This is a genomic window from Alphaproteobacteria bacterium US3C007, assembly GCA_034423775.1.
In the GTDB taxonomy this organism is placed as follows: domain Bacteria; phylum Pseudomonadota; class Alphaproteobacteria; order Rhodobacterales; family Rhodobacteraceae; genus Thalassovivens; species Thalassovivens spotae.
This window is the reverse complement of sequence record CP139918.1, coordinates 2,055,363-2,081,077: the sequence shown is the minus strand read 5'-3', so window position 1 is coordinate 2,081,077 and position 25,715 is coordinate 2,055,363. Positions and strand designations below refer to the sequence as shown.

The window sequence follows — 25,715 nt, the reverse complement described above, 5'->3', positions numbered from 1 at the left end:
CACCTTACTGATCTATCTTCAGAGGTTTATCCTCTATCTTATTTTTGGGTTAACGCGTGAAGCGAGACACCATATCACTATCGGCCTGCAATGCTTTTGACGCGGCTGTGAAGGCTTGTTGTGCATTGATCAATCCGACAAGCTCATTGGTGATATCAACGTTTGACACTTCCAAATGGCCTGAAATCACGCTGCCCACCCCACCATTCTTGGGGTCGAACGCGCCAAATAAGCTGGCCTCTTCTGTCGCCAAATACCGCCCATTGCCAAGCTGGCGCATGGCCGCTGGATTATCAAAATTTGCCAGTCCGATGCGCCCTAGATTCAGTGGCATTCCAACCCCATATGTTGCGAGCACATCACCCTCTAGGTTAATTTCCAATCCAGAAAGCGGAATTCCATTGTTTTGAAAGGGAACGGAAATCTGATCAAGATTTCTAGTCAGCACGGGGCTGCCATCATTGGCAGATAACAAACCCGCCTCGTTAATCTGGAAAGAACCGTTGCGCGTGAACGTCACCTGGTCGGTGCCCTCAACCGAGCCAAGCATGAACATGCCATGGCCATTTACCGCCATATCCGTTGAAACACCGGTTTGTTTCAATTCTGCAGGGTTATGGGACACGCGATTTACCGCCACCATCGAACCTTGGCCAACATTCGGGCCGGACGCACCCGCGCTGGCCAAATAAACATCACGGAAGGTCGCTTCGCTGCGCTTAAAGCCGGTAGACCCGGTATTTGCGATATTGTTTGATACCACGTTCAATTTATGGCTCGAAACGCTTAACGCAGATTTTATGATATTCAGCATGACACAACCTTTTAATTTCTAATTAGTAGTTTGCATATTTCATGCCAAAGTGATCGGTGTGAAAAATCAGCTCTTTGATGCAGATCAATCTCTATTGATTGGGCACCAACAAAGGCTTGCCCTTGAACTTTCTGAGATCGGTGAAAGCAGGTTGTGATAAATCAAGCTGAGCTGTCAGCAGTAAAGGGCCTTGCGGCGCTGTCCAAAACAAAACTGATTTTGCCCGCGCAGTGCTAAATACTCTGGGCATCTCGGGCGCTCGGTCCGGCGCTGGGGGTGGGATGAGCATAGGGCGCCGCGAAGGCTTTGTGCGGATCATCGCAATGGTATCAAAATTGGGAAGTTTCGAAAACTTCGCATAATAACGCTCGTTATATTTTGGATTACGCGAATGGTAATATTTCACGGCCTTCATCCAAGACCCAGTTTCTTTATAGAGCTGCTCTAAATATTTGGCGGCATAAAGAGTGTTATGCTCAGGGCTTAACATTTCTGAAAAATTGCTAAAATATTTCGCATGCCATTTAATATTCAATTGCATGCAGCCCACATCCACATTCGTCTTACCGGAATTTGATAATTTTGTAAGCAAGTCTAAAGCGTCTGCTTCGCTACTGAGAAAATACCCTTTGCCGCCATTGTTTAAAGTCCATGGCCAGCTCACAAATTCTTTATTGACCTTGCGGCCTGACTCTAGGCGCGCGATTTTCATCAACACAGCCCGAGGAACTGTGCTCTCTTGCGCCGCACGCGCGATGCTTTCATCGCAAATCGAGCTGTCCTCAAACGCTGCATAAAGCGATTGGGGCATGAAAAACAATATTAGGCTTATGCAACCAGCGCGGATCAACTTCGACATTGCAGCTCCTTTCGCAAAAGAGTTGCAATTACCGGACCAAGTTTACAGATCTTACTTATTTTAGAAAATCAAATAGCGATTGCGAATTAATCGTTGAATAGGTTTGCCGCGCAGCATCGCGGGTAACCATGATAGTTTGCAGCTCCGTGATCAGCGTTTCAATATCCGCATCGCGTAGATCAGAAATTTCTGTTTGAATTGAGATACTGCGATCTTGCAAAACGGTATTTTGCGCGTCGGCATTGTTGATTCTTGCGCCCACAATCGTGCGCGACAACGCAAAATGCTCAAGCAAAGATTGAATGGCTGTACCTTGGCGCGACAAGGCTTGGTTTTGATCGCTTATTTTGAGAGCGACTTCATTATCCGCATTCAGAACATCGATATAATAACGCGGCGCTTTTTGTGCCAAATTATAACCTTCAATGGAAATATCTTCCAAAACAACATCCGCTTCGGAAGATGGATCAGTTTTGGACACGCTGAGAGTGCCATCGCCATTATCCGTTGCTGTCAATCCGGTTCCACTTGCATTTATCGCATCAACAAGCGCGGTAAAAGAGTCAGAGTTTATGTCTGCGCTTACCGTGGCACTGCCCTCAGGCCCGGTCAGAACCATCGACCAATTCTGAGGTTCTCGAGAGGCATTGATGCGTAATTTCATCGCGCCAGAGACGGCATCTGCGGCTTCCGAGACAACCGATAATTGCGCGCTGGTGCTGCTGCTCGCAGGCACGCCGGTCTGCAAAACAACTAATTCCGCATCGCTACTAGAGATTGAAAAAGCATTTTCCGCACCGGCTGTCGATGTTATTTGCAACGTTAAACCACTATCTTCTTGAACCAAATTGGCAGTAACATTGCTGATCGCGTTTATCTCATCAATCAACCCCTGCAACGTGTCATTACCGCCATCCGTGATCGTGATAGTTGTCGGCGTGTCATTAATCGTAAACGTAAATTCACCTGGCTGTATTCCCGTTGAAGCAGCAAGGTTTTGCTGAGACTCACCCGTGTCGAAATCAAACATACCAACCATAGAGCTGTTTGTCAGATCATAGGAGATTGATTGCGCGGTATCTGCGGAATTTGCCGAATAAGATTGCTCAAACTGGCTGTCTGTGAGCAATGCATTTGCAAAACTATCTAAGATATCAAAGCTACTTTTGGTGCCGGCTCCATCCTTCACTTCCATAAATAAAGAGCTGCCATTCAGGCTGGTCGGCAGCTTAACGCTTTCCGACACTTGCAATGTGTGGTCGCCACCATCGCCGCGATAGCGCGTCTGGCCTTCTTCATTTTGGACAAAAGGCGATTCCTCAGTTGAAAATCCGCCGTAAAGCGCATCGCCATTATTATCTACTGAGTTCGCCAACCCCATTAAACTGTCTTTAAACGTTAACACTTCTATCCGTACAGCCTGACGCTCAGCATCGGTCACCGTGGCGGTATTAGTTGCAATAAATTTTTCATTCATCCGGGTAGCCAAATTAGCCATTGTTTCCAATGTGGCATCCGCCAAACCCAACCGCTCATTTACCTTATCAACATTTGACTGATATTGTTCAATCCTCGATTTTAATTCACTCCGCGCCGTCAACGTCACGGCATCAATCGGTGCATCAGAAGATTTTGTGATCCGGGTTCCGGTTGAAATTTGCGTATTCAGCGATTGCAATCTATTTTCAATGACCTTGAATTGATCCAGCATTTGCGTAGCGAATAGTTTACTCGAAATCGTCATATTACCCTCACATTATGCTAATAATCGTATCAAATAGATCGCGCGCAGTTTGCAGAATTTGGGCCGCTGCCTTATAGGCCTGCTGCTGCTCCATAAGTTTTCCGGCTTCTTCATCCAAATTGACGCCTGCCAATTCATCTTCGGTTGCAATAGCCGCATCTCGGATCGCGGTGGCCGAGATATTTAGTAAACGTCCCGATTCAAGCTGAGATCCGACAGCCAAAGCAATCTGTCGGAAATCATCTTGAAAACTACTGCGCTCAGCCGTAGATCTGCTTAGCGCAATCATCGCAATCATATTACGCGCATCTCCAGCATTGGATCGGTTCAACGCGATGTCAAAATGATCATCAGTCGATCCAAAGCCGGCCAATTCAAATCGGTAATTATCGGCTTCAAACTCGACGACACCATTGGTGAAACGGGTTGCCATTGACGTTCCCGTTTCGACATCAATCAACTCAACGCGCCCTGCGTCAGCATCCACCACTTTAACCCGATAATCTTTCTGCGCTTTTGCATCCTCTTCGGTGCTCATCTCAAAGCTTGAGGCTAGCCGCTTGGCGCCTTCGGACTCGAGTAAAACGATAAAATCCTCATTTGGTAATCCGCTCATCGACAAAACTTGACCCGGCAAATTTTCCACATCGAGCGTTACACCAGATGGATTACCGTTTACCGACACTGTTTTCAAACCCTTTTCCGTTAACTCTACGGAAAAGTCAGCAGCACCGAAGCCCAATGCACTGGCTGCTGCACTGGGCATGATACGCAAGGGTCCTTGTGCATCGCCAGAGCTGTCATAATAAGCAAAGTCAAGATCGATAATGTAAGATGATCCATCGTCAGAAATTGTGGGTGTAACAGCGGAATCTTTAGAGGTGGTGATCGCAAAACCACTAGTAACTGTCACGGTGCCGTCATATTCGGTTCCAGAGTCATTTTTATTTTCAACAGTTGTGGAATCTGAACCAAGGAACGTGGACCCGGCTTCATATGTCTTGCCGTTATAGATAACTGATGCACCGGATACAGTGTAGAGCGCTCCTTTTATAATATCTGCTGTGTTCCCTTCGGTTATAGTGATAGGTTCCGAGCTAACGTGACTGACTGAAAATGTCGTTACCGCTGAACCCACTGTTGCCTCAAAAGTCTTTGCGAAGCTTAAAACGCCATTACCATTATCAGTAATCTTTATATTGCTAAGAGTACCAGCTGAAATCAACGCGTCCAATTCTGCTTTAACCTGAGATGCCACACCAGCATCCGTATTTGCATAACTGTCAGATTCAATTGTTATAGTCTCAGTAACACCCTCTAAGGTCACCTTAATTTCTTGACTGTTACTCCAGCTTTCCCCTGAAAACGTCAGGGTATCATTAACTGAACTTAATGTAAGCGAAGAGCTGGGCTCGCCTTCCAATTTGGCCGCACTAACCAAAGTAAAATCACCAAATGGACGCCCCTTGATACTGCTGACGGCCGTTGTGTCTTTTACCGCCAATCCGAACTCTGTTAAATCGCCACCATCAAGCAATTGTAAACTGGTGCCATTTAAGACACCTCCTGGAACGTGTATGGTAAGCTGATAGACAGGATCTGTTACAGGGCTCTCATCAGTTTTTTGCAGTTCCGCGAACACTCGACCAGATTCCGGACCACTAACAACTAACTCTCCAGATACATACTCAACGTCATATTGAGACGCCCCAACCAAAACAGACACTCTGCTTCCCTCGCTGGGCAATGTGGATAAAGCCGCCCCAGTTAAAGATGGCAGACCGGCCGTAGATCTTAAATCAGACACTAAAGTTTCGGAAATAGAGGCGAGTGAAACGTCAATCAATTCATTGGTATTTACAGAGAATTCAGCTGCAGTTTCCGATCCGTTTAAACGGGCGGATAGTGTAAAGCTTGTGTTGGAGGCTGCTAAGCGCAGCCCATCTGGACTGACTTGCGGCACTAGAATATCGGGGTCAACTTCAATCGATATATCGCTAACCGATCCCCCTGCGGTCAAGTCAACACGGACACCGCCCTCTTCTTTCGACAACGTTTGCGAATTGGCAGTCACAGCAGCATCAAGGCTGGATGTCACCTTGAAAGCGCGCGGCGAGCGCAAGCTTAACGAACCAACAATTTTAGTATCCACATTTAAAGCGGTTTCACTTGAAAGTTCAGAAAAGTTCTGGTCAAGCGAATTCACCGTTAACAGTTCACCCTCAGGGTTTGTAATGGAAATATCCAACCCATCTGATTGCACCAATACGATGCGAGAGCCATCCGCCGAAACGTCAGCGGTGATACCCGTTTGTTCGCTTCGTTGGTTAATCTTAGCAACCAAAGGAGACAAATTTGATTCCCCAAAAATACCGGAAATTGAAACCGGGCTTGAATTTCCAGATGAAAGTTCAAACGAGATATCTCCAGAAATAGAAGCGCTATCATCGAGCCGCAAAGAGGCGTAGGTTTTCGCTTCTGCAACAAACCCAAAAGGTTCTAGTTGAGTATTGATATCCTCAGCGATGGTTTTCATGTTGACGCCCGAATTCACGGCAATATCGACATTCACGACACCGTCTGCCGTGTCAGTTCCTAAGCCCGATGCGCTTATGGTGGTGGTCTCGAACGTTAACGTTTGCGCAGAGATTGGGTTGAAAATCCTGCCCTGCTGGATCAGCGACCCCAAGGATCCACCGGTTAGAATACTGGCAGCGCTTTCAACCGTTGAATAGCCACCCGGCAGCAGGTTATTGATCTCGGCACCACGATACCCGACCCCACCTGTTGGGTTTAAGTAATCCGCACGATATTCGGCTTCTGAAGTAAAACCGTTGGTTTCAGTAAGAAAAATATGGGCCTCACTGGTTGACAATGGGACCCCGGCAACCTGGCGCCCTTCGCGCGTGAACACCCGGAAGCCTGAAGCCGTTTCAGCCGCTTTAACAACCGCATTTGCCTCGCTGATTTGACCCTCAATTTCAACTTTGACCTGACCGGAAGTAAAGGCCGTGTTACCTGTAAGCTTTAAACCACCCTCAAATCCTGAGGCAAATAAACCAAGATCCCGCAGGCTTACCGAACCTGTCTCATTCGGTGTCGTGAAAGTTAAGACGCCTTTATTCAGATAATCCGCTAGATGTGCCTTATCGCGCGCATTTTCGCGCAAGTTATCTGAGATTAACGCTTCGTAACTATTGCCGCTGAGAACAAAAGAAAAACTTTTTAAGTCGCTTAGTTCGTTAAAATTCAAAGTCAAAGACGGGTCTTGTCCAAACGATGCCAGCTCTAAATTTTTTATCCCGGCGGGTATATAGGCGACAGCACCGCCATTTAAAAATTCTGAGTAAGAAACAGAGGAAAGAGAGTTATTCGTCACATCCGTAAGCGAGGCAAGCGGTGGAGTTTTCATTTCGATCGCTGAGCTGGACATTATGGCTGCGCCCGCATTGGCGCTATTTGGTGTTATAACAAAATTTGACGCCGCTGCGATTTGTCGTCCATCGGTTAATAAAAAGGATAATCGGTCCGCTTCACCATCTGCTTTCGTAAGACGAAAACTATCACCATCCTGAGCTGTGTTCCCGACCTTAACAATCACGCCATCTAAGTCAATTTGCGAGCGCCCCGTTCCCAACACATCATTGTTTTGGCTGTAAGCTGTCCAGAAGCCTGATCGCCCATTAAAACGAAACGTCGCATTTTCAACCAAATCAACCTGTCCTGGCACCGTCAACACGCTAATATCGAGGTCTTGGCTATTATTCAGATCAGGCACCACGTCAAACTGCCGCGCTGTAAACATCGCGCGTCCAAAGTCACCGTCATAATCAATACCATTGCCATGGGCCATATTAAGCTCTGTAACCAAGCGATCAGCAAGAGCATCAACTTGAGAATGCGTATCTTGAATGACGGACAAGGCCGTCGACAGCCCTTTGAGCCCGCCATCGTCAAGCGTTTTTACAACCCGTGAACTGCCAATCTTATAGCTAACGCCATTCTCATCGCCGTGTACTGGCTGGATTTTATAAGCGGTTTCTCCATCTAAAAGTACCGGTCCGGTAGAATGCTCTCCTAATCTTATATTGACATCAAAACGTGGGCTGTAATTGACCGTTATCCGTGCCTTTTGAGAAATTTCTGAGATGAGGCGATCGCGTTCATCCATCAAGGCATTTGGCGGTGAACCCCCTAAATTCGAAGAACGTAATTTACCATTCACAGACCCCAAAGATTCCACAAGCCGGTTCACCTCGTTCACTTCTTGATCAATCGTGCCGGAAATCTGGGTTTCTAAATCCCGTAAAACAAAAGCTGTAACGTTAAAGGCGTTGGCTAAGCCGTTGCCTTGCTCGATGGCCGCGGCGCGCGGCGCCAAATCACCGGGGCTTGCCTCAACATCCGATAAGGTGCGAAAAAATTCAGTAATCTGCGAGGATAAATCACCCTCTCCGGGCAAAATAGCATTTTCTAACCGCTCCATAGACTCCACAAAAGTTTGTGACGATTGAAACCGGCTTTCCGAGGAATTTGAGCTTGAAGCTAAAAAAACATTATAGGCCCGGCGCACCTCGCCCAAATTGACACCTAAACCAATTTGAGAGGTGATTGTGGTCAGCCCGCTTTGACTGCCTGAAACCTCGGTCAAATCAGCACTGCGCTTGCGATACCCTTCGGTATTCACATTCGAGATGTTTTGACCGGTCACATTCAGCGCTTGACGTTGCGCCTGAACCGCCGTTTTGCCTATGTCAAATAAGCTTGCCAACCAACTCTACCTCGTTATTTGCGTTCGAATTGTTGAACAAGCGCCTCTGCAATGCCAAGGCTGTTACGTTTTGAGATTGTTTGCGAAAACTCTTGATCCATCATATCTAAGAACGGCTTCGTTCCAGAATTGCTTAGAATATCATCTGATAACTTCGCAGCTCGGCTCGATTTCATCAATTCATTGACAAAAATCGCTTCAAATTGTTGCGCAACCTCTTCCAAAGAGGCTCTGCGATCAATGCGCTCAAGCGCCGAAGGCTCTGCCCTGGCGCTGTGCGAAACAAATGCTCTGACTTCATCCACCATCGTATTTCCTAAATAATAATCAACTGCGCACGCAGCGCGCCAGAAACCTTCAACGCTTCCAATATGGCCACCAAATCAGATGGCGTTGCGCCAACAGCATTGATCGCATCGACGATATCTGTCAGCTGAATGCCCGGATCAAACACAAAGGCTTTGGCCATTTTCTCTTCTGCATCCACGGCGCTGTCCGGGGTTACAACGGGCGCGGCCGGCGTGGCCACAACGCCTGCGTCATTAGCAACCACATTGGTCTGCGTTTGCACGTTTGGATCTTCGGTCACGCGCACGGTCAAGCTGCCATGAGTGATAGCGGCTGGCGTTACGCGCACATTTCCATTGATGATGATTGTGCCTGTCCGCGAATTCACAATCACCTGCGCGGGTGGTGTGGCAGGTTCCACTTCAACGTTTTCAAGCAGGCTGACAAAGGATACACGCTGCGTTGGATCCGCTGGCGCTTGCACGCGAATAGAGGAGCCATCAATCGGAACAGCCGTTCCCTGCCCAAAAATATCATCAACCGCGCGTGACAAAGAGCTGGCGGTTGAAAAGTCACTGCGATGAAGGTTTAAGATTAAAAACTCGTTTTGTAAGAAAGGTGTCTCGACCATTTTTTCAACAGTCGCCCCTTGAGGAACGCGGCCAACCGTAGGAATATTTACGGTTAATGATGATCCATCGGCCGCAGCAACGCCCAAGCCCCCGACAGCCAGATTTCCCTGCGCAATCGCGTATGTTTGCCCGTCTGCACCCAAAAGTGGTGTCATCAAAAGTGTTCCACCGCGCAAAGATTCTGATGCGCCCAGCGCCGATACGGTTACATCAAGCGTTTGACCAGGTTTGATAAACGGAGCCAAATCTGCCGTTACCATCACTGCAGCCGCGTTGGCCCCCGACAAACCAGAGGTTTCCGTTGACATGCCAAAACGCGACAGCATGGCCTGCATAGATTGTAAGGTGATCCCCAAATTGGCGTCGCCCGTTCCCGATAAACCGACAACCAAGCCATATCCAACCAATTGGTTATTGCGCACCCCAGCCAAACTGGCCAAATCTTTTATACGATCCGCATGGGCTAGGCTGGCCAGCCCTGAAAGCCAAAAGCAGAATGCAAAATTAACCAAAAGTCTCATTGTTTATCCTACTTAAATCGGTGAAACGACGCTGAAAACCTTTGACAACCAGCCCTTTTTAGACGTGTCCGCCAATTCGCCGGCGCCAATATAGGTTATTTCGGCATTGGCAAGGCGGTTAGAGTTCACGATATTTCCGTTGCCAATATCTTGCGGGCGCACGATCCCTTTAACGCGCACATACTCATCGCCATTATTCAGCGTCAGCTTTTTCTGGCCCAAAATTTCCAGATTTCCATTTTGGTACAGGCGCACGACCGAGGCCGATACCAATCCCGTTACAGCGTTGGATTGAGAGGCCGATCCAGAGCCCGTAAAGGCCTGCGTGGTACCCAACCCGTAATCTGTTGAGCCAGCATTGGGGAATACGCCTTTCGGCAATGTGACACCGAAGCTGTCATCTTTGCCACTCGTCGCAGATTGCGATTTAGTGGCCTGAAAGCTTTCATTCAACGAAATGGTAAGGATATCGCCAACTTTTGACGCTTTTCGTTCCGAAGCGAATAAGCCTTGAGCATTGCCATCAAAAATCGCCCCATCAGCCACCTGTGTGGTTTCGGTTTCTTCTGGGAACACCGGTGCGAACTCATCGCTGGCCAATTCTTCAACATAGGTCGAACAAGCCGAGAGCCCGATGCAAAACAGAACCGAAAAAAGAGTTATGATGCGCATTTATGTAAGCCTACAGGTTATTAGAGATGTATTTCATCATCTCATCCGCAGCGGTGATCGATTTCGAACTCACCTCATAGGCGCGCTGCGTTTCAATCATCTCGACCAATTGCTGCACAACGTTCACATTCGAACTTTCCAAAGACCCCTGCACCAATTTGCCGCGGCCTTCCGTGAACGGAATTCCGATGGCTGGCGCGCCGCTGGCAGCCGTTTCGACCAAGAAGTTTTCACCCAACGCTTTCAATCCGCGCGGATTGGCAAACCCCGCCAAAGTGACTTGGCCCAATTCGCTGGGCGCTGCCTCACCCGCCAGTAATGCGGTTACCAGCCCATCTTGCGAAATATTGATTTGTGAAGATCCAGATGGGATGGTGATTTGAGGTTGCAGCACATAGCCACTGGATGTGGTCATCAGGCCATCTGCGTTTCGCGAAAAAGTACCATTACGCGTATACCCAATATTCCCATCAGGCATAAGAACTTGAAAGAACCCGTCGCCATCAATGGCCACATCCAAGGCGTTATCAGTGGTAATCATGCTGCCTTGAGCGAATTTTTTCTCAGTACTCACCGCGCGCACACCCGTACCAAGCGCCAAAGAAGAGGTTAACGCCGTATCTTCAGAGGTTTGATCACCGCCAGAACGTGATATTTGATAAAGCAAGCTTTCAAAATTCACCCGGTCACTTTTAAAACCAACAGTATTCACGTTGGCAAGATTGTTTGAAATCACTTGCATGCGTGTTTGCTGCGCGGTCAAACCGGTTTTTGCGACATACATTGCTGAAGAAGACATTTTGGCACCTCTCTTTTGCAACTAGTAATGCAAATGATGTGCCAAAATTTAAAACGGGCGACGTTTATTGAAATAAACCAGGCCCCACTTTCAAACAACCATGGGCGGCTCTAAACCGTAAGCCTGCGCTACAAAAGGGCTTTCTTAAGTACCTGGAAGGCGCATAATGCGCGTGGTTGCTTCGTCTAGGTTTTTAGCTTCTTTGATAAATTTGACGTTCAGCTCAAAATATCGCTGGCCCTCAATATTCGCCAAAAGCGCATCTAAAGCAGTGGCGTTGCTACCTTCCAAAAAACCTTGGGCCACTTCGGCGCGCTGATCCGCAACCGGCATTTCATTTTTATTATAGGGGCGAATATAGCCATCTATCGATTTCACCAATTGCGCGTCTTCGGCCAATGTCGTCCCTAAGATCGCGATTTGTTGCCGTGTTCCGTCCGGCGCATCAATCGGCTCAATCAGCACCACGCCCGACTCGTCAATGATCAAATCACGATTTTGCGGCACGTTGATTTTATTCATATCGTTATCAAGCATGAAATTGCCGGCACCATCGGTCAAAAACCGATCTGCAGTTATGGCGAAATCACCGCGCCGTGATAAGGCGATATCAGCACCGTTTTTAGGCTCGATAAAAAAATACCCTTGATCGCGAATGGCGAAATCCATCCGCTCATCCGTGCGTTGGATTGCGCCGTTTTGCGAGGAAAACAGCGTTTCCTGGCTGGCCTGAGCGAAATATCGGCTTTGATATTGGTCCATATTGGCCAAAAAGGTACTTGCGCGCACAGTTGACAGGTCTTTTTTGAAACCTGGCACGTTTAAATTTGCCAGATTTTGCGCGTTTACCCTTTGGTCAAAGCGTGAATTCGAAAGAGAATTCAACGCTGTGTATATCATCCGATCCATATCAGACCCCTGCTATGCCCGCCTTAGCCTTACGAGCGAATATTAATGATCGCCTGCGTCAGCTGGGTCGAGGTTTCAATCGCTTTTGACGACGCTTGGAAGTTCCGTTGCGCTGTGATCAAGTTCACCAGCTCTTCGGTAATATCCACGTTTGAGCGTTCCAAAGAACCTGACTGGATCGAACCGAAGCCTTCCGCACCCGCTTCCCCGAAGGTCGGCGTACCAGAGGTGGCCGTTTCAACGAAGGTCGCGTTACCAATCTGCTTCAAACCGTTTTGGTTGTTAAAGTTCGCTAGAACGATTTTACCCAAAGGTCGGTTTTCACCGTTTGTATAGTTGGCGCGCAACAAACCGGTCGCATCAATGTCCAAACCATCCAAACGACCAGATGTAAAACCATCCTGCTCAAGGTTGTTCACCGCAAATGGCTGCGAAAGCTGTGTTGACGCACTATAATCCACATCCAGCGAGATCGAGAAACCCGCCGCCTGTTGTTCATAGTGAACACGGTTTAATGGGCTAATAATTTGACCCGTTTTATCAAACGTCAATTCGCCTTCATCAACATATAAAGGATAATAATCCGTCACTAAAGTTGCAGGAGGCGTTTCCACGATTTCACCCTCGGAATTCACATAGAGCGGTACCCCAGTTGGACTTAAAGCCTGAACCAAGTTCACAATTGTTGGAACAGAACCAACCCCCAGAGGAACATCGTCTAGACCAAGTTTCGCCGCCCCTTTTACCTTAATTGTGGATTGGTCACCCGCTGTTCCCGTGGTGAAAACAAAATTGTTTGTATCTGCTTGATATTTAACAGTTACCCCGCCGACAACGTTCCCAGTTTCATCATCCGAGATCTGGTTAATACGCGTTTGCAATTCTGCGGCTAGAGTAGAGCCAACATAATTTCCAGAAGGCACTTGAATGATACCGCTGATACCATTGACCGATACGTTAAATACATTTGCATTACCAGTGGACGACAAGTTAAAGATCTCGTTCAGCGGTTCGGTTGCTGGCGCTCCAACGGCGCGCGCTGGCTCGGAAGCTAATCCCCGAGCGTTCTCGAAGGTAATGTCGCTTTTACTTGCGCCCACACCCATCAGGCCATTGTCTCCAACCCCCATATACACGGTAGCCGTGTCAAAGCTTGAATTTACCACTGACCCGTCAGTCGAGCTAATCGCGTAGCGACCAACTTGAATATTGGACGCATTCTGATCGCTTTCGACGCCTAAAGCACCGTCTGCATTAATTGCTTCACCTGTAGTTCCAGACAAGAAGGTAAAGGTTTTGGTGTCACTATTATATACAACACTTGCGCCAAAACGCTTCGCGTTAATCTGCATTTCTCCGCCGTCAGCGACAAAAGAATCTGCACTTATCACCGCAGTAGAGCTGATTTCAGTTTGTGGAGAAGAATCTGACGCAGGGATACCAATATTATTCGTACCATCGGCGTCAGATGCACCGTATACTTTGAATGCCCTATAATTTGAATCTGTTCCAGGTCCAATAGCAGTGTGATTAACACCAAATTGGAACCGCTGGTTGACAGCATCATAGGTCATTTTGATGGGTGGGTTTTTCTCATCAACCCAAACGGTTTTGTTCGAGAAGCTCGTCGCATCTAATCCTAGCGCGGACAAAGAGTTATCTGCCAAGGCAAGTGAAGTAAGCCCCGAAAATACCTCGTCATGAGAAATAAATTCTGGAGAAGAGTTCTCAGGAACGGGTGTATAAGTTTTGCTAGGATCTAGAGTTATAACAGCACCGGGACCATAATTATCGTCACCATCGGAAATATTTCCAGAAACTAATTTAAACATTTTACCTGCTTCAACGCCTGAATCTTTATCAAACGTGCTATCAAAGGACAACACTGGTTTAATACGCCCAGTGCCCTCTAATGTAGTATTTACAGCAGTAAATATTGTGCCAAGCGTTTGATTTTCTTGGATTTCTGCAGTTTCGCTTACAATGTTATTTGTTGACAGTACAGATTCGAATAATGTGGTATCTTTTATCAAACCTTTTGCCGTCGTTTTTGCAGGATATGTAAGCGTAGCTTCTTCCGTCACATCATCTGGTAAAGAAGCTGTCCGGGTATTTGCGTTAGATGAAATTGTATCACCCGCCGCATAGGTTGTGTCACCAATTTTTACAGATCCTGAAAGAACTTTATATTCTTGGTTCGCTTTTAACGTAATACTCGCGTCTGTCGTGACAGGAATCTCGGGGTCGGACGTACTAAATGTCGCTAATGTGGATGTTGGTCCATAAGTCACCCCATCATACTCAACAGAGCCACTGGTGACAGTATATGAGACACCTGGCTGGAGGGTGGAAGACACTTCATCTACATCAAGACTAATTGGCGTGACTGTAAAGGCGTTCTTGGCTTCTCCCGGACCATATAAAACGCCTCCGTAAACGACCGAACCTTTTGTCACATTATAGGAAGATCCCTCTGATACCGCCATTTGAGCAGTTTTTGGCTGTAGTGTCGCTTCGCCACCAATGGCCTCCATTTGACCATCCGCGGACCGGTCTGCTTGGAATCTATCATTCGTGGTGATTACATTTGTAACGCCAGAGTCATTTCCCACGATTTGAGCCGTAAAGGTTGCGTCTGCAGTTGCTACAAGTGCCGGAGTGATATTTGCAACCGCTGAAGCAGAGTTAACTATTTGTGGAGTGAGCGTCGCTTCAACTGTGGTTGACGCATTCACCACTACTAGAGCCAACTCGGACGCGCCCGTTGCAGTAAATACCGTTGAGCCATCCCCTACGATATAGTTGGGAGCCTCGACCGCTTCTTCATCGCCAGCCTGCATAGATCCTGTAATGACTTTATATACAGCACCTTCTGCAGGTGTAATCGTATCCTCAACGTCTAACTCAGTATTAGCCTCCGCTGTGAAAGCCGCGCCCGCAACAATATTGCTACCCTTATAAGTTACCTCAGCGCTGGTGACATAAACACCGGCTTCAATTACTGGTGTATAAGAAACCTCGGCTTCGGTGCTTTTGGCTGCAGGAATTGTAGCGGCAGTAAAGTTTGCGCCTTTAGCAACATCAGCACCGTTATAGCTAATTTGTTGATCGGCGCTATAAACTCCACCAACCACAAGCCCAGGATTTGAAGTTCCGCTTGCGCTTACCGTCAAGCTCGGCACAACAAACGTTGCATCTGCATTAACGTCAGCACCATGATACTTTATGGCCACATCGGTTTTATAGGTCGCACCAACAGTAAGAGCCGGCGTGGTAGTGCCTGCAGCAGCGGTGATATCCTTAACCGCATCAATAACGCCAGCCTGAGAACCCAGAGGAGAGTAACTGTTACCGTTATATGAAACGGACCCAGTCGTTACCTTATAAGAGTGCTCCGCGGTAGGATCAAACACCACGTCTTTTGCCACATTTGTATTGGCGGAAGCGGCATAGGTAAGTCCATTATGCTTTACGACACCAGTCGTTATTTCATAGGTGGTTCCATCAATAACGTCTTCTTTGTCACCGCCTTCGTTAAGTTCTATTGTACTGGCACTCGATGTCAGGCTTGTGGTTGACGTATTGGTATCGAAGGTTGCGTTTGCACCAGCGTCAGCTGCAAAATTTGTTGTGCCGACCGAAGTTATGTAATATTTACTGCCAGCCTTCATTGCACCCTCTGCGGATACGGGAGCCGCACCAGCACCAGCTTCATTATGCTTAAAGGAATGGCCAGAGGTTGTGGTTTCCCGCAGAACAATTTTCTTATTGTTATAGCTATTCACAGCCCCTTGTGGCTGCAAATGTTCGCCCTCAAAGAAAGCTTCAACTTCGGTTGAATCATCACTCAGGATATAGGCTTTTGAAAACACATCTTTTTCGGCAGCTGCCCCTTTGGTCAGAACAAACCCACCATCCGGAAATCCTTCACCAGTCGTATTGATTGTGATCGAATTATCTTCGTCGATGCTAAGAATTGTCAGTTCCCGGCCGTTGATTACGCTCGATTGATTGTCAAAGTCACCCGCCAGTCTTACTACCTCACCAACCTCAAAATTACCTGTATCCGCAACATCAATTGTTAAAAGGTTATTCGATGAATCGTACACAACCGCGCCAAAATCCTGCACTTCTTGCTTATTATTATAAACATCCAAAGTTGGCACTTTGTTGTAATAAGAGTAAACTAAATGCTTTTCGACCGACGGGCTAGTGGAAGTACCGGTACTGGTATAATCAAACGATATGACTTCAGTTTGGTCATAAATCGACTTCATTTGCCCGCCACTAGAGCGCGTGAATAAATTTGAATTAACCCCTAAGTCGTTCCCTTGATTAACCACATAATCATTCATGGTGTCGATTATGCGTACCTGCGCATGAGCCATAAATTCTTCTCGTGTGAAGTCTGGAGACGACCCACTGGTATCAATACCCACCTGCGTGGTCACGTAAGAGGACTGCAAAAGGTCAATTGAAACAGGTGTATTCAACCCACTCAATGTCCCATCACCGGTGTTTAGGGTATAAAAATCAACAGTTAATGTATCATCAACGTTAGAACGGATTTGAAGTTTGTTATCATCTCCATAGGCGTTATTTATTGCGCGCTCAACCTCCTCTGCAAGCTGAGTAGCATTATAAAACCCAGGGCGCAGGTCAATACTGACCGGAACGTCACCGTCATCCACATTTACCAAAAGAAAATCTTTGCCCCAAAAGATTGAACTGTCTGGATTGTCAGCCTCTCTTGTGGCATTGAATTTTATTGGGTCGTTGGTTATTTCGATGAGCTTGTTGCCTTCTTCGCCAAAGTCAAAACCACTTTGAGAGCCTGTAAGTTTTGCAGGCTGAGAGGGTATTGTTTGGTTTAGGTCATCTTTTCGGTAGAGCGCGGAGCCCTTACCTTCCGAAAAGTAGTTATCATCAGGAATACTTGCCACGGTTGTTTCATTGCCGAAGCGATCGATATAAATCTGTTCGTTGTTATCGTTTACTGAAGCAACCAGATCCGGGTTAATCACGGTTTCGTCAATCACCAAGCGCGTATCATATTTGTTGGTGGGGTCATCCGCCGTCGCTGCTTGTGTTTTGATAAAATACACGGTCGCAATTGTAGGGTTACCCAAATCGTCAAAGATGGTCAGCGAGGTTGAATTTGTGAAACTTTCAGGATCTGAGGTGCTGAACTGATATCCATCCGCGAATTTTGGATTATCTGTAATCACAGGCGCATCCGCTGGCAAGTTGATGGCCAGATCGATGTTACTTGTCGCTTTTGGTTCACCCGAGGTTACCGGCAATTGCAAGGGAACCGCGTCATTGATGGTTTTCGAAGTCACAGATCCATCTTCGTTCACCGGGTAGGTCAGCAAGAACTGCCCTGTTGAATCAACAACGTTTCGGTTGTTATCCACGTTAAAAGAACCATTTCGCGTATAAACCACCTGGCTTGATGTTAACGAGGGTTTCAACGCAAAGAAGCCTTGGCCTGAAATCGCCAAATCAAGCGCGTTCAAGGAGGCGGCAATGTTACCTTGGGTAAACTGCTGCTTAACGCCTTTCAAGATCGAACCCGAACCAATCGATGAAGATGAGTTCTGCAATGGAGACGTCGCGAAGATATCCCCAAATTCAGCTCGGCTTCGCTTAAAGCCGGTGGTTCCGACGTTTGCAATGTTGTTTGAGGTGGCGGCAATATCAGCCTGCGAACCATTCAATCCGGTAAGTGCGGTATAAAACGACATTTGTTAGTCTCCCTTAACCCTGGTAACGTCTTCGATTACATCCGATACCGCAGAACATTTGCGGCATCGACGGTTTGATCATTTTCTAATTCAAGATTGGTGGCGCCGGTGTCTTTGTTCAGCTCGGCTCCAATCACTCTGGCAAATAAATTAGGCTGAAGGCTTTCCATGCCCTCGCCATAATTCACCATCACATCCACACGGATATTTTTACTTCCATCCCGATAGGCTTGCGGCAGATCGGTCCATTGAAAGCCAATCATTCCAGAAGCTTGGGGACCCATGACTTGCTCATTAAGCAATTCATTGGTGGCAGCGTCATAAAAATTCACCCGCGTATCAACTGCGGTTTTATCCAGCTCGAACACACCGTGTAATTCACCATTTGCATCGGCTGAGGTCTTGTCACCGGGCACCAAAACCGAGTGACCCATCACATTCGAAATCGAGGCAACGCGGAGTTGTTGAACCTCTGCGGCCATGGCTTTCATCGAGCTGGCCATTTCCTCAATACCAGTCACGGTCGAAAACTGGGCCATCTGCGCGATGAAATCGCCATTATCCATTGGAGCCATCGGATCCTGATTTTGCAATTGAGCTGTCATCAGGGTCAGAAAATCTTCTTGCCCCAATTTATCACTAGACTCGTTTACAACATCGCTGGCGCTTTTGATGCCCAGCTTGTCGAGGATCTCTTTTTGCGTCTGCGCGCTTGGGTTATTGCCGATTTCCATCATTTACACTCCAGCTTACTTGCCCATATCGATCGTGCGCATCATCAAGGCGCGCATGGTCGATAGAACTTCCAAATTATTTTGATATTGCCGACTGGCTTCCATCATCTCGACCATTTCTTCATCAGAATTGATCGGGGCCTTATACACAAAGCCATCTGCATCCGCGTTCGGGTGACCAGGTTCATAAAGCTTTTCTGCTTCACGCTCTAACGCCACGATTTCATCCGCAGTAACGCTTGCCATCCCGTCATTTTCATATTGATCGCTAAACACGGTTTGAAAAACCGGGCGAATTGGTTTGAAGGCTTCTTCGGGGGTACTTGCCTTACTTTCCATATTGGCCAGGTTTGAGGCAATCGTGTTCAGACGCACCATCTGGGCGCCCATCGACTGGCCTACAACGTCAAATATGTTCTTGATATTGTTCATCATTCGCCCTTTATCGCCGTCATCAAGCCGCCAAGCCGCTTGTTGAGAAAGTTAAGAGACGAGATGTAGCGCAAAGAATTTTCCGAAAACTCCATCTGCTCAACCGCCATTTCCACCGTGTTGCCATCGGCGGATGGGTTCATAGATTGACGGAACTTAAGCTTCTCAGACGAGGCTACACCGCTGAAACCAAAATGCTGCTCATACGACCTTTTCAGCGAACCTTCACCCGCTTTGGCCTTTAAAACCTGTTCAAAATCGATATCACGCGCCTTGAAACCCGGCGTTGCCGCATTGGCTATGTTTGAACCAATGATCATGTTCCGACGCTCGCGCAGTTTAAGCGCATCGGCGTTGAAGCTAATATAATCCTTGAGAACTTGCATATTCTAACGTACGTTCCTGCCAAACTTTGTTTCAGGAAGAAACTTGCAAGTATTGTGCCAAAATGGAGATGTTGGTTATGGCCAAGCCCCGGCAACCCGCAAAAAAAACCGCCCCAAAGTCAAAAAAAGCTGCGGCAGAGGCGCCCGACGTTGATTTGGGGAAACTGCTGTCAGAAAAACTGAGCAAGCTGCCTTTGGGAAAATCGCTATCAGTGCTGGAACAAATTTACCAAGATATCGACGATCTTACCATGCGCTTGGATGTATTGATCTACCGTATCCAAATTTTAAAAAAGCGAACTCTGGGGCTAAAACGTGGTGAGTTTATAGATATGAACGAAGTGCTCAATCTATTAGAAGGCACTGAGACCAATCTGGCAGCAAAAGCCAACCTGATGGCAAAAGCCGCCGGCGATGTTGCGGAAGAAGCACCGGCAGCACAAGAGGATACACCCGTTGAATGGGTTAAGCTAAAGCTCCTCAAGGAAACCGAAATCAACGGTATAAAGCTTTCTGCTGAATCGACCGTTGCCGTTGAACAAATAGCTGCAAAAAAACTTCTCGAAGATGGCGTGGCCGAGGCCGTCGAAGAGCCCGCGGAAGAAACCGCGTAAAATGCACCTAGCGCAATGAAATCCTTTTTAACACTGGTGGTTATCCTCTCAGTTGCCATTGGCATATTTTACACCGTCACCTCATCCAACCTGCTGGTGCGCTATTCTTATGACGTATATGCCTGCGCTTCCCCATCTGGAGAAACGATTGAACTGAAATTCAACGATATCGAAATCGGCGAGAACGTCGTTCTCACCAGCGCAAATGTCGAAAGTACTCTTGAAATTTTACAAGCATCTCAAGAAACCGTGATGTTCAAAAAACAAAGCGAAACTTTTACGCTGGAGCGCGAAGACAAGCGACTGTTGCGCGAACTGGACGCGCTAGTGTCAATTTTGTATTGTGACGTTTCAAGTTTTCGGATGTAAACTAAACAAAACATCAATTTCTCCGTTAACAAACTAAAGCGAGGGAAGATCAAGTGGCAAGCACAGGCAGCTCGACATCCGGTACGACCACCACTGGCAGTGAGATCATATCCAGTGTCAACCAATCTGGTTCGGGCATTAATCTAAAAAGCTTGGTCACGGGGTTGGTCAATGCGGAAACTTCCGTTGCGCAATCGCAGATTACCAAAAAGGTTGAAAACACGAACCTTGCAATCTCGGCCTTTGGAACATTGACATCAAAGCTCGACACCTTGAACACCGACTTGACCACGCTGAAAAGCAATACAGCGCGCTCAGTCGCCAGTTCAAATACCGCCGTTATCCTATCTGTCACAGATGAAACGATCGCAAACGATGTGTATTCTGAAATTGAAGTCTCAGCACTTGCAGCCGGTCAAGTCACAACCTTTGACTTGACGCATGCGTCCTTGCTCAATTCGGGATCGCTTAGCGCCTCTAGCACAATCGACACTGGCACAATCAGTCTTACAATCAACGGAAACAGTACAAATATTACCATCGGCTCATCCAATAATACCCTGCAAGATTTGGTGGATGAAATTAACGCAATCACTGGCATGCAAGCCACATTGGTTGATCAAACCGGCAGCGGCGGGTTGGCCCTGATCTTACGCTCAGACACGGGAACAGCGAACGCGTTTTCATTGAGCAGCTCAGATGGGTTACAAGAGTTCAACACATCAGGGTCCGATGCGAGTTCAAGCCCAATAACACTGACCCAAACAGCCGCGGATGCCGCCTTCACGGTGGATGGATTATCTATGACGCGCTCGTCAAATTCAGTCACCGATTTGTTTGGCGGATATCAGCTGGACCTGACGGCCGTGACATCAGATGCGGTAACGATTGCCTCATCGTTAGAAACAGACGATGCCAGCACGCGGATGCAAAGCTTTCTAGACAGCCTGAACACGATTAAATCATTCCTCACCGAAGAAACAAAACGTGGCTTAAACGGCGCAGAGCCGGGGGTGTTGGCCGGCGATGTAACGGCCCAATCCATCCTGCGTAAATTATCCTCATTGACCACAACGGCAATCACAGGGTTTGGCGGCACGGATTATTATCTGGCAAATTTGGGTGTGCAAACCGAAAGGGATGGCAGCCTCTCTTTAGATGAAGATGCGTTTGAAGCCGCGATCACCGCCAATCCAGACATCTTGGATGTGGTGTTTTCTTCAAAATATTCTTCGAGCATTGCAAATCTGACAGCCAGCGGGATCAGCGCTTACCCACCTGAGGCAGGGGCCTATAGTTTTGCCTATTCAAGCGGCAGCACGGCCACGTTAAACGGGGAAACTTTAACCGCGGTTACGAATGGCGATAGCCAAAAAGTGTTCACCGGCACCGCTGGCGATGCGGATAATCTCAGCGTCACGCTGGTTACCGATACCGCAACAAGCGGAACAGTATATTACGGACGCAGCTTGATCGACACACTGCAGGATTATGTCACATCGCTCACCGCCTCTTCGGGTGATATTAAAACCCGCACCAACGCGCTGAATGAAGACATATCAACCTTTGCGGATGATCAAAGCGATCTAGACGCAAAAATCGAAGCATTGACCAATGATTATAACACCAAATTCGGCTCGATGGAGGCCATGGTCACGCAGCTCAATAAAACCGGCAAATATCTCACATCCATGATGGATGCGTGGAATAAGAAAGACTAGAGCTGCCAAAGGCTTCCCCAGGTTAGCCCAATTTACATGCTATATTGCCGTTTTCAGCCTTGCAACGCTGTTGAGATAAAAGTTCGGCTTTGGATTTTAAAAAGATTGCCGCTTACTTTAAGGTACTGATTCACACGAAGACGAGTATGGCGCCACAAACCCCTAGTAGAGTAGGGATTTTATAATCCATTAGGTCTTGCGCATTATGAAGTATCACCGCGCCCAAAATTCGGCGCATCTGTATCTTGGCCGGCTTCGATAATACCGCGTCGAATTTCTCGGGTTCGGGTAAAATACGCGTGTAAATGATCGCCATCTTCGGTTCGAATAGCCCTTTGAAGCGCAAATAGCTCTTCTGTGAAGCGGCCCAGGATCTCAAGCGTCGCCTCTTTATTGGTTAAAAACACATCCCGCCACATCGTTGGATCAGAGGCTGCAATGCGCGTGAAATCGCGAAATCCCGCGGCTGAATATTTAATCACCTCGCTATCGGTGACGCGGCCCAAATCATCCGCCACACCCACCATCGTATAGGCGATAAGATGCGGCGTATGGCTGGTAACGGCCAGAACGCGATCGTGATGATCGGCATCCATAAAATCAACGTTAGACCCCATCGCAAGCCATAAGCGATGCAGCGCATCAACAGCCTGTTTGCTGCTATTCTCAGTGGGCACGATTAAACACCAGCGATTGTCAAACAAACTGGCAAATCCACTTTCAGGGCCCGAATGTTCGGTGCCGGCCAAAGGATGCGCAGGCACAAACTCAACCCCATCGGGCACATGCGGCATCACCGCATCGATCACCGCCCGCTTTACCGACCCCACATCGCTTAATGTGGCCCCAGGCTTTAACGAAGGTGCAATTTCGGCAACCAAATCGCCCATAACGCCAACGGGCACGCAAAGCACCACCAAATCTGCAGTTTCAACCGCCTCACTGGCGCTGTCATAGACGCGATCGCACAGGCCGATCCGGCGCGCTGTCTCGCGGGTTTTTGCAGAGCGAGCATAGCCCACAACCTCACCGACAACGCCGCTGCGCTTTATCGACCAATACATCGAAGAGGCGATCAACCCCAAGCCGATCAAAGCCACGCGCTGATAGATTTGGCTCATGACGCGGCCCCTTTAAATTGACCAACTGCCTCTGCAACGCGCTGACAAGCGGTTTCATCACCAATTGAAATCCGCAAACAATTGGGCAGTTTATATCCCGCCACGCCGCGCACAATCAGGCCTTGCGATTTCAAATAGCGGTCGCACTCTTCCGCCTCTGACTGCGACTGAAACTGCGCCAGAATAAAATTGGCTAAGGAGCGATCAGAAGAAACGCCATGCGCCTCCAAAGCCTGCGCCAACCAGGCGCGCAAACGATTGTTTTCATCGCGGCATTTTTGAACATAGGCTTGATCTTTGACCGCGGCTTCAGCCGCTGCCAATGCAGGCGCGGATAAGTTGAAAGGGCCGCGGATGCGCGACAGGGTGTCAATCACAAAATTGGCACCATATCCCCATCCCACGCGCAGGCCACCAAGCCCGTAGAGCTTAGAAAAGGTCCGCGTCATAAACACATTTTCATGCGCCTCAACGAGCTTTGCGCCGCCATCAAACCCCTCAACATATTCGACATAGGCGCCATCCAGCACGCAAAGCACATGCGCCGGCAGCCCCTCTACCAGACGCTGTATTTCGCGATCCGCCACCATGGTGCCGGTTGGATTATTGGGGTTGGCCAGAAACACCAAGCGCGTACGCTCGCTGCAGGCGGCCAATATTGCGTCAACATCCGTGTGACGATCGCGCTCGGGCACCTCAACTGGCGTGGCCCCAGCCGCCAAGGCAGAAATGCGATACATCGCAAACCCATGTTCGGTATGGATCACTTCATCGCCGGGCCCAGCAAATGCTTGGCAGAGCAATGTAATAATTTCATCGCTGCCCACGCCGCAAATCATGCGCTCGGAATCCAGATCATATTCTGCGGAGATCGCCGCGCGTAAGCCCGCATGATCTGTCGAGGGGTATCGATGCAACTCAAAAGAGGTGCGCCGAAAGGCTTCGATTGCAGCGTCAGAGGGGCCGAATGGATTTTCATTTGAGCTCAGTTTAACCACGTTGCTCACACCCTCAATATGAGAGGAACCACCCTGGTAAAGCTCGATTTGGCTGATCCCAGGCTGCGGTAAAATTTTTGCCATGCTCATCCTCCGTCTCTCTTTCTTCTTAACGATGCCCTGAAACCAACACCAGCGCCAAAACGCAAAAGGCCGCAGCAGTTTCCTGCCACGGCCCCAAACAGGAATGCGCTTTGATTAATTCTGCGCGTAATATTCGATCACGAGGTTTGGTTCCATCATCACCGGATATGGCACATCACCAAAGCTTGGCGTACGCACGAATGTGGCAGACATTTTAGAATGATCTGCGTCCACATAATCTGGCACGTCGCGCTCGGCCAATTGCGTAGCCTCGATCAAAACCGCGATCTGACGTGATTTTTCACGCACTTGGACAACATCGCCTTCTTTCACGCGATATGACGCAATATTAACGCGGCGTCCGTTCACGGTCACGTGACCGTGATTCACAAATTGACGCGCTGCAAACATCGTTGCCACGAATTTTGCGCGATACACTACCGCGTCCAAGCGACGTTCCAGCAAGCCTACAAGGTTCTCGCCTGTATCGCCTTTGATACGCTCGGCTTCGGCATAAATACGACGAAACTGCTTCTCGGTGAGATCGCCGTAATACCCTTTTAGCTTTTGCTTTGCGCGCAGCTGCAAACCGAAATCACTTAATTTAGCTTTGCGACGCTGGCCATGTTGCCCTGGGCCATATTCGCGGCGATTTACGGGGGATTTGGGGCGACCCCAAATATTTTCGCCCATGCGGCGATCAATTTTATGCTTGGCAGACGTGCGTTTGGTCACGGCTGATCTCCTTCTGTTAATTGTCGAAGGGCGTTGTCCTCTGAATTGCTTCCGACAGGCATCCCCTTGCGGGGGCCACCAACACCAATGAAGCCGCGCTTATATAGGCACAGAAGGCAGAGTCAATCCTGCACCTCTATTTTTATTGGGCGAAGTTTCGATGCCGGAAGCCGGCTATAACGCCACCTGTGAATGGCGAAAACACCCCACCAAATGATCATTCACCATGCCCGTTGCTTGCATAAACGCATAGACGATTGTCGGGCCACAAAACTTAAACCCCTCAGCCTTTAAATCTTTTGAAATTTGCGTGGATAAGGGCGTGTAATTGGGCACCTCGTCTAAACTTTTCCAATGGTTTATCAAAGGCGCAAACTTCACATAGGCCCATAAAAAATTTGCAAACCCGACGCGCTGTTCGATTTTCTGCCACACCCTTGCGTTCGAGAGGGTTGCCTCAATTTTACCTCGATGTCGAATAATCCCGGGGTTTTGCAGCAATCGTGCAACGTCTTTTTCGGACCAGCTTGCCAGTATATTGGGATCAAACCCAGCAAAGGCTTCGCGAAAATTATCCCTTTTTTTCAATATTGTGATCCAGCTTAACCCGGCTTGGAACCCATCCAAAATCAGTTTTTCCCAAAGCGCACGGCTATCGGTTTCTGGAACGCCCCATTCCGTATCGTGATAGGCACGATATACCGGATCTTGCCCATGCCACCCACAGCGCGACCGATCTTCCATTTTATTCATTCACCTTTTTTG

General features: G+C 48.1%; 20 protein-coding genes. 3 read left to right on the top strand and 17 right to left on the bottom strand.

Annotation, left to right across the window (positions count from 1 at the left end; translation table 11 throughout):
* Positions 1 to 49: 49 nt before the first annotated feature.
* The 13 genes from UM181_10010 to flgB all read right to left on the bottom strand — a co-directional run bounded on the left by UM181_10010 (position 50) and on the right by flgB (position 19,308).
* A complete protein-coding gene (locus tag UM181_10010) occupies positions 50 to 814 on the bottom strand; it encodes a flagellar hook basal-body protein (protein WQC61668.1) in 765 nt (254 codons plus the stop codon).
* Between the two features lie 91 nt (positions 815 to 905).
* Entirely contained in the window at positions 906 to 1,673 is a 768-nt protein-coding gene (locus tag UM181_10005) for a transglycosylase SLT domain-containing protein (protein WQC61667.1), read from the bottom strand.
* Between the two features lie 55 nt (positions 1,674 to 1,728).
* The gene (gene flgL, locus UM181_10000) at positions 1,729 to 3,417 is read right to left on the bottom strand and encodes a flagellar hook-associated protein FlgL (protein WQC61666.1); all 1,689 of its coding nucleotides are present in this window, start codon (positions 3,415 to 3,417) and stop codon (positions 1,729 to 1,731) included.
* A gap of 7 nt (positions 3,418 to 3,424) precedes the next feature.
* A complete protein-coding gene (gene flgK, locus UM181_09995) occupies positions 3,425 to 8,188 on the bottom strand; it encodes a flagellar hook-associated protein FlgK (GenBank protein ID WQC61665.1) in 4,764 nt (1,587 codons plus the stop codon).
* Positions 8,189 to 8,202: 14 nt separating this feature from the next.
* The gene (locus tag UM181_09990; protein WQC61664.1) at positions 8,203 to 8,496 is read right to left on the bottom strand and encodes a rod-binding protein; all 294 of its coding nucleotides are present in this window, start codon (positions 8,494 to 8,496) and stop codon (positions 8,203 to 8,205) included.
* Between the two features lie 8 nt (positions 8,497 to 8,504).
* On the bottom strand, positions 8,505 to 9,629 hold the full coding sequence (locus UM181_09985; protein WQC61663.1) for a flagellar basal body P-ring protein FlgI: 1,125 nt from the start codon (positions 9,627 to 9,629) through the stop codon (positions 8,505 to 8,507).
* 12 nt (positions 9,630 to 9,641) lie between these two features.
* A complete protein-coding gene (locus UM181_09980) occupies positions 9,642 to 10,301 on the bottom strand; it encodes a flagellar basal body L-ring protein FlgH (GenBank protein ID WQC61662.1) in 660 nt (219 codons plus the stop codon).
* 10 nt (positions 10,302 to 10,311) lie between these two features.
* The gene (gene flgG, locus UM181_09975; protein ID WQC61661.1) at positions 10,312 to 11,100 is read right to left on the bottom strand and encodes a flagellar basal-body rod protein FlgG; all 789 of its coding nucleotides are present in this window, start codon (positions 11,098 to 11,100) and stop codon (positions 10,312 to 10,314) included.
* Between the two features lie 144 nt (positions 11,101 to 11,244).
* On the bottom strand, positions 11,245 to 12,009 hold the full coding sequence (locus UM181_09970) for a flagellar hook-basal body complex protein (GenBank protein ID WQC61660.1): 765 nt from the start codon (positions 12,007 to 12,009) through the stop codon (positions 11,245 to 11,247).
* Between the two features lie 29 nt (positions 12,010 to 12,038).
* Complete coding sequence (locus tag UM181_09965) at positions 12,039 to 17,756, bottom strand: flagellar hook-basal body complex protein (protein ID WQC61659.1); 5,718 nt, start codon at positions 17,754 to 17,756, stop codon at positions 12,039 to 12,041.
* A gap of 35 nt (positions 17,757 to 17,791) precedes the next feature.
* A complete protein-coding gene (locus UM181_09960; protein ID WQC61658.1) occupies positions 17,792 to 18,493 on the bottom strand; it encodes a flagellar hook capping FlgD N-terminal domain-containing protein in 702 nt (233 codons plus the stop codon).
* A gap of 12 nt (positions 18,494 to 18,505) precedes the next feature.
* Complete coding sequence (gene flgC / locus UM181_09955) at positions 18,506 to 18,922, bottom strand: flagellar basal body rod protein FlgC (GenBank protein WQC61657.1); 417 nt, start codon at positions 18,920 to 18,922, stop codon at positions 18,506 to 18,508.
* Positions 18,922 to 19,308 (bottom strand): flagellar basal body rod protein FlgB, encoded by a 387-nt coding sequence (gene flgB / locus UM181_09950; protein WQC61656.1) that lies wholly within the window; start codon positions 19,306 to 19,308, stop codon positions 18,922 to 18,924. The genes flgC and flgB overlap by 1 nt, the downstream gene beginning before the upstream one ends.
* Positions 19,309 to 19,520: 212 nt before the next feature.
* On the opposite strand from flgB, the gene UM181_09945 reads away from it, so the two are divergent.
* From UM181_09945 to fliD, 3 genes are read left to right on the top strand one after another with little or no spacing between them, the layout of a single operon-like run.
* Complete coding sequence (locus tag UM181_09945) at positions 19,521 to 19,922, top strand: hypothetical protein (GenBank protein ID WQC61655.1); 402 nt, start codon at positions 19,521 to 19,523, stop codon at positions 19,920 to 19,922.
* A gap of 15 nt (positions 19,923 to 19,937) precedes the next feature.
* A complete protein-coding gene (locus UM181_09940) occupies positions 19,938 to 20,291 on the top strand; it encodes a hypothetical protein (protein ID WQC61654.1) in 354 nt (117 codons plus the stop codon).
* A 53-nt stretch (positions 20,292 to 20,344) separates the two neighbouring features.
* Entirely contained in the window at positions 20,345 to 22,012 is a 1,668-nt protein-coding gene (gene fliD / locus UM181_09935; GenBank protein ID WQC61653.1) for a flagellar filament capping protein FliD, read from the top strand.
* 203 nt (positions 22,013 to 22,215) lie between these two features.
* On the opposite strand, the gene UM181_09930 is transcribed toward fliD, so the two are convergent.
* From UM181_09930 to UM181_09915, 4 genes are all read right to left on the bottom strand, one after another.
* Positions 22,216 to 23,133, bottom strand: a complete 918-nt coding sequence (locus tag UM181_09930) for a prephenate/arogenate dehydrogenase family protein (protein WQC61652.1) — start codon at positions 23,131 to 23,133, stop codon at positions 22,216 to 22,218.
* Positions 23,130 to 24,215: a histidinol-phosphate transaminase gene (hisC, locus tag UM181_09925; GenBank protein ID WQC61651.1), complete on the bottom strand. Its 1,086-nt coding sequence runs from the start codon at positions 24,213 to 24,215 to the stop codon at positions 23,130 to 23,132. Before hisC ends, UM181_09930 begins: the two co-directional genes overlap by 4 nt.
* Positions 24,216 to 24,329: 114 nt before the next feature.
* Positions 24,330 to 24,950 carry a 30S ribosomal protein S4 gene (gene rpsD, locus UM181_09920; protein ID WQC61650.1) on the bottom strand — a complete coding sequence of 207 codons (621 nt, stop codon included), beginning with the start codon at positions 24,948 to 24,950 and terminating at the stop codon, positions 24,330 to 24,332.
* Between the two features lie 174 nt (positions 24,951 to 25,124).
* The gene (locus tag UM181_09915) at positions 25,125 to 25,694 is read right to left on the bottom strand and encodes a DNA-3-methyladenine glycosylase I (GenBank protein ID WQC64732.1); all 570 of its coding nucleotides are present in this window, start codon (positions 25,692 to 25,694) and stop codon (positions 25,125 to 25,127) included.
* Between the last annotated feature and the right edge of the window lie 21 nt (positions 25,695 to 25,715).

Coding starts and splice junctions, on each gene's coding strand:
- UM181_10010 (WQC61668.1), bottom strand. CDS start 814: ATGCTGAATATCATAAAATCTGCGTTAAGCGTTTCGAGCCATAAATTG.
- UM181_10005 (WQC61667.1), bottom strand. CDS start 1,673: ATGTCGAAGTTGATCCGCGCTGGTTGCATAAGCCTAATATTGTTTTTC.
- flgL (WQC61666.1), bottom strand. CDS start 3,417: ATGACGATTTCGAGTAAACTATTCGCTACGCAAATGCTGGATCAATTC.
- UM181_09990 (WQC61664.1), bottom strand. CDS start 8,496: ATGGTGGATGAAGTCAGAGCATTTGTTTCGCACAGCGCCAGGGCAGAG.
- UM181_09985 (WQC61663.1), bottom strand. CDS start 9,629: ATGAGACTTTTGGTTAATTTTGCATTCTGCTTTTGGCTTTCAGGGCTG.
- UM181_09980 (WQC61662.1), bottom strand. CDS start 10,301: ATGCGCATCATAACTCTTTTTTCGGTTCTGTTTTGCATCGGGCTCTCG.
- flgG (WQC61661.1), bottom strand. CDS start 11,100: ATGTCTTCTTCAGCAATGTATGTCGCAAAAACCGGTTTGACCGCGCAG.
- UM181_09970 (WQC61660.1), bottom strand. CDS start 12,009: ATGGATCGGATGATATACACAGCGTTGAATTCTCTTTCGAATTCACGC.
- UM181_09965 (WQC61659.1), bottom strand. CDS start 17,756: ATGTCGTTTTATACCGCACTTACCGGATTGAATGGTTCGCAGGCTGAT.
- UM181_09960 (WQC61658.1), bottom strand. CDS start 18,493: ATGATGGAAATCGGCAATAACCCAAGCGCGCAGACGCAAAAAGAGATC.
- flgC (WQC61657.1), bottom strand. CDS start 18,922: ATGAACAATATCAAGAACATATTTGACGTTGTAGGCCAGTCGATGGGC.
- flgB (WQC61656.1), bottom strand. CDS start 19,308: ATGCAAGTTCTCAAGGATTATATTAGCTTCAACGCCGATGCGCTTAAA.
- UM181_09940 (WQC61654.1), top strand. CDS start 19,938: ATGAAATCCTTTTTAACACTGGTGGTTATCCTCTCAGTTGCCATTGGC.
- UM181_09930 (WQC61652.1), bottom strand. CDS start 23,133: ATGAGCCAAATCTATCAGCGCGTGGCTTTGATCGGCTTGGGGTTGATC.
- hisC (WQC61651.1), bottom strand. CDS start 24,215: ATGGCAAAAATTTTACCGCAGCCTGGGATCAGCCAAATCGAGCTTTAC.
- UM181_09915 (WQC64732.1), bottom strand. CDS start 25,694: ATGGAAGATCGGTCGCGCTGTGGGTGGCATGGGCAAGATCCGGTATAT.